Source organism: Leptolyngbya sp. FACHB-711 (genome assembly GCF_014695615.1).
GTDB lineage: Bacteria > Cyanobacteriota > Cyanobacteriia > Elainellales > Elainellaceae > Leptolyngbya_A.
Genome location: NZ_JACJOR010000373.1, coordinates 1 through 11,627, shown reverse-complemented (window position 1 = coordinate 11,627; position 11,627 = coordinate 1). Strand labels below are relative to the sequence as shown.

At 52.4% G+C, this 11,627-nt stretch carries 12 protein-coding genes and 1 tRNA gene; 8 read left to right on the top strand and 5 right to left on the bottom strand.

What is annotated here, in order from left to right; genetic code table 11:
* From H6F80_RS15665 to H6F80_RS15655, 3 genes are all read left to right on the top strand, one after another.
* On the top strand, positions 1-666 hold a 666-nt coding region (locus H6F80_RS15665; RefSeq protein ID WP_190792459.1), incomplete at its 5' end, for a DUF933 domain-containing protein.
* 67 nt (positions 667-733) lie between these two features.
* A complete protein-coding gene (gene serS / locus H6F80_RS15660) occupies positions 734-2,011 on the top strand; it encodes a serine--tRNA ligase (RefSeq protein ID WP_190792458.1) in 1,278 nt (425 codons plus the stop codon).
* A 186-nt stretch (positions 2,012-2,197) separates the two neighbouring features.
* Positions 2,198-2,935, top strand: a complete 738-nt coding sequence (locus H6F80_RS15655; protein ID WP_190792457.1) for a hypothetical protein — start codon at positions 2,198-2,200, stop codon at positions 2,933-2,935.
* Between the two features lie 55 nt (positions 2,936-2,990).
* Here the strand turns inward: H6F80_RS15655 and H6F80_RS15650 are convergent, their stop codons facing one another.
* The 3 genes from H6F80_RS15650 to H6F80_RS15640 form a co-directional block, all read right to left on the bottom strand.
* Positions 2,991-3,659: a DUF6391 domain-containing protein gene (locus H6F80_RS15650; RefSeq protein WP_190792456.1), complete on the bottom strand. Its 669-nt coding sequence runs from the start codon at positions 3,657-3,659 to the stop codon at positions 2,991-2,993.
* 217 nt (positions 3,660-3,876) lie between these two features.
* Entirely contained in the window at positions 3,877-4,692 is an 816-nt protein-coding gene (locus H6F80_RS15645; RefSeq protein ID WP_190792455.1) for a hypothetical protein, read from the bottom strand.
* 234 nt (positions 4,693-4,926) lie between these two features.
* The gene (locus H6F80_RS15640) at positions 4,927-5,553 is read right to left on the bottom strand and encodes a DUF2135 domain-containing protein (protein WP_190792454.1); all 627 of its coding nucleotides are present in this window, start codon (positions 5,551-5,553) and stop codon (positions 4,927-4,929) included.
* A 351-nt stretch (positions 5,554-5,904) separates the two neighbouring features.
* On the opposite strand from H6F80_RS15640, the gene H6F80_RS15635 reads away from it, so the two are divergent.
* Entirely contained in the window at positions 5,905-6,444 is a 540-nt protein-coding gene (locus H6F80_RS15635; protein ID WP_199296606.1) for a hypothetical protein, read from the top strand.
* A gap of 39 nt (positions 6,445-6,483) precedes the next feature.
* Here the strand turns inward: H6F80_RS15635 and H6F80_RS15630 are convergent, their stop codons facing one another.
* Positions 6,484-7,254, bottom strand: a complete 771-nt coding sequence (locus H6F80_RS15630) for an SDR family oxidoreductase (protein WP_190792453.1) — start codon at positions 7,252-7,254, stop codon at positions 6,484-6,486.
* Between the two features lie 184 nt (positions 7,255-7,438).
* Between H6F80_RS15630 and H6F80_RS15625 the strand changes: the two genes are divergently transcribed.
* The 4 genes from H6F80_RS15625 to H6F80_RS15610 all read left to right on the top strand — a co-directional run bounded on the left by H6F80_RS15625 (position 7,439) and on the right by H6F80_RS15610 (position 10,100).
* Positions 7,439-7,522 (top strand) — tRNA-Leu (locus H6F80_RS15625).
* 104 nt (positions 7,523-7,626) lie between these two features.
* Positions 7,627-7,797: a hypothetical protein gene (locus H6F80_RS15620; protein WP_190792452.1), complete on the top strand. Its 171-nt coding sequence runs from the start codon at positions 7,627-7,629 to the stop codon at positions 7,795-7,797.
* Between the two features lie 120 nt (positions 7,798-7,917).
* Complete coding sequence (locus H6F80_RS15615) at positions 7,918-9,573, top strand: DUF2079 domain-containing protein (RefSeq protein WP_242067391.1); 1,656 nt, start codon at positions 7,918-7,920, stop codon at positions 9,571-9,573.
* A gap of 137 nt (positions 9,574-9,710) precedes the next feature.
* Positions 9,711-10,100: a hypothetical protein gene (locus H6F80_RS15610; RefSeq protein ID WP_190792450.1), complete on the top strand. Its 390-nt coding sequence runs from the start codon at positions 9,711-9,713 to the stop codon at positions 10,098-10,100.
* A gap of 244 nt (positions 10,101-10,344) precedes the next feature.
* Here H6F80_RS15610 and H6F80_RS15605 read toward each other — a convergent pair whose 3' ends face one another.
* On the bottom strand, positions 10,345-11,349 hold the full coding sequence (locus tag H6F80_RS15605; RefSeq protein WP_190792449.1) for a pentapeptide repeat-containing protein: 1,005 nt from the start codon (positions 11,347-11,349) through the stop codon (positions 10,345-10,347).
* Positions 11,350-11,627 lie beyond the last annotated feature (278 nt).

Genomic DNA, 11,627 nt, shown 5'->3' with positions numbered 1-11,627 from the left:
CGGATCGATCGCGTCCGCAAGCAAGCCCGCACCAGTAAAGAAGCTCAGGCAGAATTAGCCGTCCTCGAAAAGCTGGTTCCTGTCTTGAACGAAGGCAAACCCGCCCGTCAGGTTGAACTAAACGAAGAAGAAGAATTGCTGATCAAAGTGCTGGGACTGCTAACCCGCAAACCCGTGATTTATGCCGCCAACGTTTCCGAGGATGATCTGGCAAGCGGTAACGAGTGGGTCGATCGCGTCCGGGAGCTGGCAAAGCAAGAAAACGCTCAGGTCGTCGTTGTATCGGCTCAGGTCGAAGCGGAATTGGTGGAACTGCCAGAAGCCGATCGCGCTGAATTTCTCGAATCGCTGGGTGTGCAGGAAGGCGGCTTAAAGTCTCTGATTCGCGCCACCTACGATCTGCTTGGACTTCGCACCTACTTCACGACTGGACCTAAAGAAACTCGTGCCTGGACAATCAAAGCCGGAATGGTGGCTCCTCAAGCGGCAGGCGTCATTCACACCGACTTCGAGCGAGGCTTTATTCGCGCTGAAACCGTGGCTTACAACGATTTGGTTACGACCGGGTCGATGGGGGCTGCCAAGGAAAAAGGCTTGGTACGGAGCGAAGGTAAAGACTACACGGTGCAAGAAGGCGATGTAATGCTGTTCCGCTTTAACGTTTAGGTTCTGCCCAAGACAGGCTATCCTGATTTATTGGCAGTAATTCGGTTGAAATTGTCGAGGAGCCGTTGTGATCGACCTCAAGCAGCTACGGGAAAATCCAGAAGCGTTTCAGGCACAGCTTAGTTTGCGGGGCAAGTTTGATTTGTCTCCCCTACTTTCGCTTGATCGCCAGCAGCGCGAAATTGAGGTGAAACGATCGCAGCTTCAGGCACGCAGCAATGAAATCGGCAAGCTTGTCGGGCAGAAAATGAAGTCTGGAGCCAAACTGGATGATGCCGAAATCCAAGCCCTGAAAGAAGAGGGCAATCAGCTTAAGGCGCAAATCGGCGAGCTAGAAGCACAGGAGCGCGAGATCAAGGCAGAACTTGAGAAAACTGTTCTCACTATTCCTAACCTGCCCGATCCAAGTACGCCGATCGGCAAAGACGAAGAGGAGAACGTTGAGCTGTACCGCTGGGGTGATGAGTACCTGCCAACAAATTCAGAGATTCTGCCCCATTGGGAAATTGGCGAAAAGCTGGGGATTCTCAACTTTGAGCAATCGACCCGCATTGCCCAGAGCCGCTTTGTGTCGCTGATCGGAGCAGGAGCCGCTCTGGAACGCGCCCTGATTCAGTTGATGCTCAACACCCACATTGCCGCAGGCTATACCGAAGTGCTGCCGCCGTTTCTGGTGAATTCTGAAACGCTGACGGCATCGGGGCAGCTCCCTAAGTTTGCCGAGGAAAGCTTCCAGTGCAAGAACGATGATCTGTGGCTCATTCCTACCGCAGAAGTGCCGATTACCAGCCTGTATCGTGACGAGATTCTGGATTCGACAGAGCTACCCAAACATTTTTGCGCCTACACGCCCTGTTTTCGCCGTGAAGCGGGCAGCTATGGGCGAGATACACGCGGACTGATTCGGCTGCACCAATTTGACAAAGTAGAAATGTACAAGTTTGTGCTGCCGGAAACGTCGGAGGAAGAACATCAAACGCTGTTGAAAAATGCAGAGGCGATTTTGCAGGCGTTGAAGCTGCCCTATCGAGTCATTCAGCTCTGCACGGGAGATTTAGGATTTTCAGCCACAAAGACCTACGACCTGGAAGTGTGGATGCCCTCGTCTGGCAAGTATCGCGAAATTTCAAGCTGCTCGAATTGCAAAGATTTTCAGGCACGACGTGGCAATATTCGCTTTAAGGAAGCAGGCAAAAAGGGGACGCAGTTTGTTCACACGCTAAACGGCTCTGGTCTGGCGGTAGGTCGCACAATGGCGGCAATTTTGGAAAACTATCAGCAGCCGGACGGTACGGTAAAAGTTCCAGAGGTCTTGCAGTCTTACTTGCAGCGCGATGTGCTTTAAAGGTCAGTGAGAAGCAAGTTTGAAAGCTGCATTCTCGATCGACGGGTCATTCAACCAGCTCCAATATCACTTCAGCTCTGGAAAACCAGGCTCGATCGCTGTAGTTCTATTCAGAGCATTCAGTTCACTCCTTGCATCGGGTGGCTGATTCTTGTTTTGCAAACCTGAAAATTGATCGCTACAGTTATGAAACTTTCTCGCTGGATTGCTGTATTCGGACTGAGTCTGACAACATCGCTAAATTTAATTCCTGCTGCCGCTGCCTCTACCTATCAAAGCAGTAACAAAAAAACCACGATCGTTTTAGAAGAAGCCACACAGACCGGTAACACGACCCGGCGCGGCTTTTATTTCACAGAAAGCGCAGGTCGGCAGTGGATGGGCGACATGAACATCACCAGTACCAGTGCTGGAGCCGGACAAACGGTTTATAGCGGCACGTTTACGGATCGCACCAGCGGACCCGGAACGAACCTTACCTGTACTGGAAATATTCGCATTTCCCGGCAGCAGCCTGGAGTCGCCAATCGCGTTGGGGCACAAGCAACCTGGCAGGTCACAGGCGGATCGGGCTGTCCCTCAATTGGTCAAACCTTCACACTGAGCCTTCAGGAATCCCTGCCCCGTCCCGATCGCAGCGGTAACTTCACCGCACAAAATGCCAATACCTGGATGAGCCAGACTAACGGAACCGTGACCTGGCTTCCCTGGCGTGTGGTTTCTTCAGACGGTCAGCTCAACTGTCGCGAGACGCCTAACGGTGCAATTAAGCAGGTTTATCGAGCGAATGACCAGATCTTGGCAGAGACACGCGGAGGCAACGCCTTCACAGTCGCCAACGGCAATCCCTGGATGCTGACGCGCAACGGCTGCTATGTTCGTGCGAATTCTCAGTACATTCAGCCCGTATCGGCAACTTACTAGTCAGCAGCTTATCTAGCCAACAACTTACTAGTCAATACCAACCAATCATCAGGGCTTAGCGATCGATCCACTTTACCCGGACAAAATGCGTCGGATAGCCCTGACGCTCACCGAGAAAATGAATTCCTTCGATCGTCAGATTAAACGGAATTGCGGTCGTTACATACTTTTGTGCCCAGCCGCCCAGTTCTGGGGCAAGCTGCATTGCCGTCATTGTGGCTGCCCCTAGTCCCAACAGTTGACCGATCGGCTCACGCGGCAGCACCAAATGAGTGCCGATCGCCAGCCCTGCGGTGAGCAGCATTCCTACCGACATATTCGTGCCACAGCGAGGATGCACTGCCAAATTCCATTCGCCGCTCACAATCCGCTCAAGTGCTCGTTGGGTCGCGCGACGTAATTGTGTAATATCAAATTTGCCGTAGAGATAAAACCCTTCGCTGGTTGACATTCCGCCGACCTGCTCGGCTTCGGATGGGCTGGGGAAGAAGCTAAAGGGGGCAGACGCGGGGCGGGGCGGCATGGATTCTGTTAAAACCCAGGCGGTAGCGTGTTCTAGCGCATGAACCTGCCGCACCATCAACAGTTCCTTCAGCCCTGGCAAAAAATCGAGCTGCTGCAGCAATTCTGAATCTTGAGTGAGATGAGGCGCAAACTCAAAGGGAAATTGATGATTAGATTGTTGATCAGAATGACTGTCAAAAGGCGGTGCAGAAGCAGCCATCACAAAACTCCTGAATCACTGTGAAAGGTCAAAGGTTAAGCCGATGAAGAGACCGCAGAACCAAGATGCTTGAGTCTTTCTACTCTAGCGGAATTCCTCGATCGCCAGGTTAGAAGACTGTATCGCCTGTCACAATATTTAATTCAGGATTAAATCCTGAAGTCAATTCAGGATTGGATTCAGGATTGAGTTCAGCAAGGCAATCAATGGCTGGTCGCTAGCCTGCCGACTGTCCTGATGAATTTGGCACGGCTGCCGCTGGAGTTGTACCGGCACCAGGCGCACCGCCCTCACCGATCGATCGCACCACTTCGACACCAAACTGCTCCAGCACGACCACTGGCTCAATGCCCGTATTCATCTCGATGCGTCTGACCAGAACTTGACCGTTTGAGAGGCGTTGCCCTGCCCGCACATAGCGGCTAGTTGGCTCGTTCGGGGCAGTGACGATCGCATAGGGAGTACCACCAATTTGCACGACGCCTGTTACCTGTACGGCTCTTGCCAGTTCGGGCTGGGGTGGAGGTGGGGCGATCGGAGTCGTGGGAGCGCGTCCGGTTAGGTTGGGAATGGGAGCCAGCGTTCCGGGGCGATTAGGGCTGCCTTGCCGTTGGGGAGTTTGTGCGGTTCGCGGAGCTTGACGCGATCGCGGAGTCTGAGCCGTAGGACGATTGGGCTGAGTTACACGCGGGGCAGGTGGAGTCGTTCTGCCCACCGGGACAGGTTGACCGGGTACAGGAGTGGGTCTTTGGATGGTCGGGGTCGTTGGCAGCAGAGCGAAGGGATCGTTGCGGTTGCCCTCGACACGCTGCACTCGCTGATTAGGGTCAGTAGAGCTAATCAGATCGGGTAAAACGATCGGAGCGGGCGGATTTTGGGCGGCTGGAGAGGGACTGGGATTCGGTCTAACCACGGGCGAAGGAGACTGGGTTACAGTTGTTTCGGTGGTTGAGGCTTCTGGAGTGCCAGAATCACAGGCTGTAATCGAGAAAGCCAGAGCCGATGAAGCCAGGATTAAAAAAGCTCGATGCATACCCACTCCCTTGATTTGATCTCTCTTGATCACTGATTTGATTCGTAGTTTGATCGATCGTTGAATTGGTCGTTTAACCGATCATGTTTCTTGCCTCAATTGCTTCTACCTTGATTTCTTCTAAAGCAGAGCAAAGCCAATTCCGCGTTATCTCAATCTCATTCTAATTTGTTGACCTAAAGTAGCACAATTGTTTTACAGGTTATTTTCGAGACAAGAGCTTTTTGATTGAGTTTACGGTGACGATGGGGCAGCGGCTCTTGCAGCTTGAGTCGCCCCAGCTCCGACGGCAAAGGGGAAGTTTGCGACTGGATTTTGATCATTCACGGTTCCATTCAGGGTGCGCGTGTTGCCCTGCACTAGCAGCGTCAAGTTAAACGGAATTGCTTCTGAGCCAGAGCCACAGCGCTGATAAAGGTTAACCGCGATCGAGTATTCGCCTTGAGCTGCCTGACCAGGTAACCAAAAAATATTTTCAATCGGAGTTGGGGTAATTTCGCCGCAGCCTGCATTGGCGTCAACGTCAAGCTGCCCACCTGAAGCAACGCGAGGATTGGAATACGTGACCGTATTGCCGCTAGGGTCAGTCACCGCTAAATCTAAGTCGTCAGACGATGCCCAGCGAAGCGTCACCTGAATATCGCCCGTTCCGAGCTGGGGCGTTCCCGTCGTTTGAAAGGGCGTGGCAACCGGACAAAGTTCGCCCAGGTCAATCAAGCGTCCGCTTGCGTTAATCATGTAGCACCCCTGCCTTTCTTGAGCAGCGATCGAAGTTGGGACAAGCGGCAGCAGGAGCGGAGACAGCAGCAAAATCGATGCAAGGCAGTTTCCTTTTCGGGGCGATCGCGACAGAAGCTTCATAAGAAAAAGGGTGCAACAGGAGAATGAGATCGAAAGGAGATTGCCTTTACTATTCCCTGTTTGACAAGGAATGAATCAATCGCACTCACTGTGGATCGATAGAGTTAATCCATTTTCACGTCCGAATCGGTGCCCTCTTATCAGAATGACTGCTGATTGAAGGCTCATGATTGAAGGTTCAACTCCCAGCAGGTTTTTATCGTGGGTTCAGAAATGCTTTTAGCGTTGTTAACCTGATTCACTCCGCTACAATTGGTGGTTTTTTATCTAGGGTTGCGCTAATGTTGGTGGGATAGCGATATGTGAATTTTGGACAATTAGCCAATTCATGGTCGAATGAGGAGATTTTTGATGAGTATGCAAAATCTTGGACGCGCTGCGCTGAGCCTTGGAACTGCGGCCCTAGCGGGACTGGCGATCGGTGCTGGCATTTGTATGACTTCTCAGCCTGCTTCTGCCCAAGCTGCCTACGGGAGCTATATCGGGATTGGCGCATCGGGTGGACTTTCTAGCGGACCTAACGGCGAAAGTAGCTCGGCAGGAGCAGTCATTGCAGTGCGTTACCGATTGCTCGAAGCACCGATCTCGCTTCGTGCTCAGGCTCTCATTTCTGATCGCACTGCGTTTGTGCCGACCGTATCTTACGATATTCCAATCAACTGGGATACTGATGCTTATATTGGGGCGGGCGTTGCGCTTCAGAGCGGTGATGCAGAGAGCAGTTCGCCGCTGGGAGACCAGACCTCGTTTGTGATTCAGCCAGGGATAGACTACAGCTTCCCCGATACGAACCTAGTGCTGTTTGGCAACGCGATTATTGCCTTTGATGCCTATCGAGACAGCAACCAATCTGCCACTTCGATTCAGGGAGGCTTGGGTGTAAGGTTTTAGAAGAATTTAGGCGAAAAACGCTTGAATTTCAAGCCATCCTCACGATCGACGATGCACCATTGTCGGAGTTGCCTGGTCAGTGGGCATGACAAGCACTTCGCTGATATTTACATGGGGCGGGCGGGTTGCACAAAACAAAACAACGTCTGCGATATCTTTGGCAGTAAGTGGAATTGTGTCCTGGTAAACGCGCTTTGCCCTTTCTGCATCGCCTCGAAACCGCACTTCGCTAAACTCAGTTTCGACCATCCCCGGATCGACTGAGCTAATTCGCACAGGTGTTCCCAATAAATCAATCTTTAAAGATTCGGTGAGCGATCGCACAGCGGCTTTGGTCGCGCAGTAGACATTTCCTCCGGGATACACCTGATGTCCGGCAACCGAGCCGATATTGATAACGTGCCCGCGCTGACGCTGCACCATTCCCGGAAGCACAGCACGAGTGATGTATAGCAAGCCTTTAACGTTGGTATCGATCATTTCTTCCCAGTCTTGAATCTCACCCTCCTGGAGTTTACTCAAGCCCCGACTTAAGCCTGCGTTGTTCACCAGGATATCGATCGCCTTCCATGGATCCGGCAGAGCTTGAATCACAGCTTCTACTTGAGGACGATCGCGCACATCCAGCGAGATTAGGTGAGCCTCAGTACCGTACTGTGCCTTTAGGGTTGCCGCGAGGGTTTCCAGGCGATCGACTCGTCGCGCTGTCAGAATCAGTCGGGCGTTCGCAGCCGCGAAGACTTCTGCACAGGCAGCACCAATGCCGCTACTGGCTCCGGTAATCAGAACGATTTGATGGGGAAGGGACATGACCTGGATTCCGATCGTTTCAAAGTTCGTTTCAAATGTTTACAGTACCACGCTTGCCAATCAAGGATTCCAGAGAAGGTCTGTTGCAGAAGGTGAGAAAATCTGCTGGAATCGCAAGAGATCGGATACAATCAAAGGTCTGTAATTTGCTGCTGTTGAATCTACTTTTAACGCAGTAAGCCACGGGGGTGTGGCGGAATGGTAGACGCTGCGGACTTAAAATCCGTTGACCGATAAAGTCGTGAGGGTTCAAGTCCCTCCACCCCCATCAGTTTCTAGCGAGATCTATCTTTGCAGGTAGTCCTGCTGCCAGATGTGATTCACTAGGCAGGGCGGGAAAATCAGGGAGATGTTTCGTCAGGACAAAAAGCGATGGCAGTTCAGCAAGATCCGGTACAGAAGCAACCCGCAGGCGTATTGCATGACAGCGAGCAGCCGCTTGGGAAGAAGCCCTCTTTTCTGTTTTTGGTCAGCACCTCGATCGGGGTATTAACGCTTCTGGCGATCGCAGCCGGCGCATATTACGGAATCATCCGGTTCTAGACATTCTGCCCTGGACTCGATGCGTCAGACATGAGAGGGTAATGACTAGAGCATTGGCAACCTCTCATGTAGATTGGGTTCATGCAGAATTGGTGGCGAAAAAGACTGTCGCAGAGAAAGTTGCAGAAAAAGTCGCAACAAAAGCCGCAGACAAATCTGTGGCAAAAAGAACCCCAGTTGCGGCTGGTTTTGATGATCGCGATCGCTTTCTGGATCGTTTGCTGTGGGTTGGCATTACAGCGATATTTTAATTTTTATCCAACCTACGTTTCATTCGACCAAGGCATCTTTAATCAGGTGTTCTGGAATAACTTACACGGGCGCTGGTTTGAAAGTTCGCTGTCGTCTACCGAGTCGGTTGCCGTGATGCAGGGCGACGTGCCCGACGTAACCTATCGACGATTGGGGCAGCACTTTACGCCCGCGTTGCTGCTGTGGTTGCCCTGGTACGCGCTGTTTCCGTCTCCGGCAGGCCTGTCGGTGCTTCAGGTAACGCTGGTGACGCTCGCCGGACTGGTGCTGTATGCGCTGGCACGGCACTATCACCCGCCGCAGCTTTCTGCCTGGATTGCGGGAAGTTACTATGCGGCGATCGCGGTCATTAGCCCTACGGCTGCAAACTTTCACGATATTTGCCAGATTCCGCTCTACAGTTTTGGCTTGTTTTGGGCGTTAGAAAAGCGTCGCTGGTGGCTGATCGCTTTGCTGTCAGTGCTGATTTTGCTGGTGCGGGAAGATAGCGGCATTTTGCTGTTTGGCATTGGGGCTTTTGGGATTGCCAATCGGCGATTTCCCCGAATCGGGATTGTGCTTTGTGTGATGAGCGTGATTTATGTAGTGACGCTCACCAACGTGATCATGCCGATGATCTCGCGGGACATTTCCGATCGCTTTATGATCGAGCAGTTTGGGCAGTTTGTGGGCGATCGGGAAGCCTCGACGCTGCAAGTGCTGTGGGCGATTATTAGCAATCCCTGGCGGCTACTGGTGGAACTGGTAACGCCGATCGATCGAACGCTGCGCTATTTGCTGGGGCAGTGGTTGCCGCTCGCGTTTATTCCGATTCTGTCGCCGAGTGCGTGGCTGCTAGCGGGGCTGCCGATGACCAAAACGCTGCTGCAACGGGAAGACATCACGGCTTTGTCGCTGCATTTACGCTATGCCATGACTCTGGTTCCGGGACTGTTTTATGGCGCAATTTTGTGGTGGACGCAGCACCCGGATTTATTTAGAAAGCTGAGGTTTCGCCGCTTCTGGGCGTTTTGCATTGCGCTGTCGCTGCTGTTTACCGTCACTTCAAACCCGAATCGGGTTCTGTCGTTTCTAATTCCTGATTCGTTTCAGCCATGGGTCTATGTTTCTCCAGTGCGGCAGGCAGAACACAGTCAGGCAATTCGATCGCTTCTAACGCAGATTCCGCCCGATGCCAGCGTAACGGCAACTGACCATATCGTGGCGCATTTGTCGAACCGTCGAGAGGCACAGCGGTTTCCCGGAACTCGGCTGCGGAATGACGATCGCGAGGTGATTCGCGTCCAATATGCTGTGGCGGATTTGTGGTATCTGCAGCAGTATGAGCCTGCCTTTGCTGACTATCGCCAAACCCTTAAAACCACCGCAGACTGGGTTTCGACCTTGCTGGATCGCCGCTACGGCATGATTGATTTTGAGGATGGTGTGGCACTGATGCAGCTTCGTGCCCAGTCCAATCGCGATGCACTCGCAGCATGGACGGCTTATCGGCAGACTCTTGAGCCAATTTTTCAGAAGGGGTAGGGAGCAAGAAAAAATCTACTCTAAATTACCCCAAATGTATATGGCGGCAGAAAAGGGATGGATTAGATTTGATTCATACCTTCCAAAAATTACTCGCCTCATCCGGGTATCAACTTCGTATCTAAGCAGTAAGGATCATGATTGGCAAAGTCATCCTGAGCGGAATTGCAGCAGGAATGACAATTTATTTCATGGCGCAGACTGACAATCCCACCTTGCAGCTTGGCGGGGCGATCGTTAGTTCAAGTGCGTTTGGCTTTACAACTACGCGGCTGCTGCTTGACGAAGAGCGAGAGCGCAAAGCCAGGGCTGCGGAGGCAAGGGCTTATGTTTTGATGCTGAGACGGATGAATCAGGAACGCCTGCGCCGACATCCGCCGATGCCCAAAGCCTGTCGCGGCTGTCTTCATTTTCACGGACGTACCTACAACGGCAATTATCTGGTTTGCGGGATGCACCCTTACGGAGTCGAAACCGAGACGTGCAGTGATTGGGAACAGCGATCGGAGGATATGTCTTCTCGCTAAGCTGATTTTTGCGAGGTTAATGATTCGACCTTCTGCATCAATGCTTGCCCTCTCCCTAAATGTCTTGCCCACCCTGAGAGAGAAACCTTAAACTTCACCTGACTCATGCTCGATCGTTTTGCTTTTCTTCGTCCCTGCTGGGAGGAGGGACTGGGGGATGCAGGGAATTTTCGATTCCTGTAACAGACCTTATGATCGCGATCGCCCCCATCGTTACGAATAAAACGCAATTTTCCCAGCAGGTCTACTGATTGCGAATCGAGCCGTCGGGCATCGTTGTATTTCTAAAGGTTGCACCGTTCAGGTTCGTGCCCGTTAAGTTTGCACCTCGCAGATTTGCCCCAGTCAGATTCGCTCCCTGAAGGCTGGCTCCGCTCAGGTTTGCCTGGCTGAGGTCGGCGTTTTGCAGGTTTGCGCTGCTGAGATTCGCGCCGGTGAGGGTGGCTTGCGGCAGGGTGGCAAACGCGAGATTGGCTTCGCTCAGCTTGGCCGCTCCAAGATTTGCCCGATTGAGGTTGGCATAGGAGAGATTTGCCTGAATCAGGGTTGCGTTGCCGAGTTTAGCGTTGCTTAAATTGCTAAGCGAGACATCTGCAGAAGTCAGATCTGCCCCGCTGAGATCGGCACTGCTCAAGTTCGAGAAAAACAGGCGGGCGTTGCTCAGGTTGCTGCGAAACAGAGCCGCATTGCTTAGATTGGCAAAGGTCAAATCCGATCGCCCCAAATTTGCCCGAAATAGCTTTGCCCCACTGAAATTGGTGCGGCTCAGCTTTGCCTCACTCAGATTCGCGCCGCTTAAGTCTACGTTGGGCAGGCTGGAACCCGTTAAATCTGCATTGCTCAGATCTGCGCCCGCCAGCAGAATAATTGCCTCATCGCTGGTAATCAGATTCGACTCCAGCAGAAACCGAATGAGCTGTCCTTTGCGCTGTCCGTCCAGTCGGTTGAGCAGTTCCAGCGTATTTTGAGTTGCCAGGTCGCGAAGTTGGCTGTCAGGAGGGGATTCTTTCAGCTTTTGATCGACGACCATGTCGTGTATTTGGTTCTGATAATTTTCGAGCTGGCTCTCACGATCTGATCCGATCGATCGATTCATCGTCGCCCGTCGAAACGGTTCATGCTCTGACTCATCGGCTCGTGCCAGATTGTTTACTAACAGCAGCCCGATCGTCGTCTGTCCGACCGCCAGCAGCCCAATCGCCAGCTTTAGCCCAGCCCAACCCGAATGACGATATCTGGATGTAACCATTTTTTATACCGAAGCAAGAAATAATGGATGCAGCGTGAGGAAGGCGTTTCAAACGATATCCGTCGATCGCCACGCTCGCTCAGGATGAAATTTGAATCTGCTCCAGGAAATTGGACGGAGATTGAATTGATTTTGATTCTGGAAAGTTTTGGGAAAGAGGAGGGCGATCGGAAAGTAGGTCTGGGGGTGGGTTTGGGGTGGGGGTAAACCGTTGCAGCCCGCTAAGCCTCAATCATTACCCGCAAATTGCCCTGCTTCCGAGTCATCCGGCAGGCAGT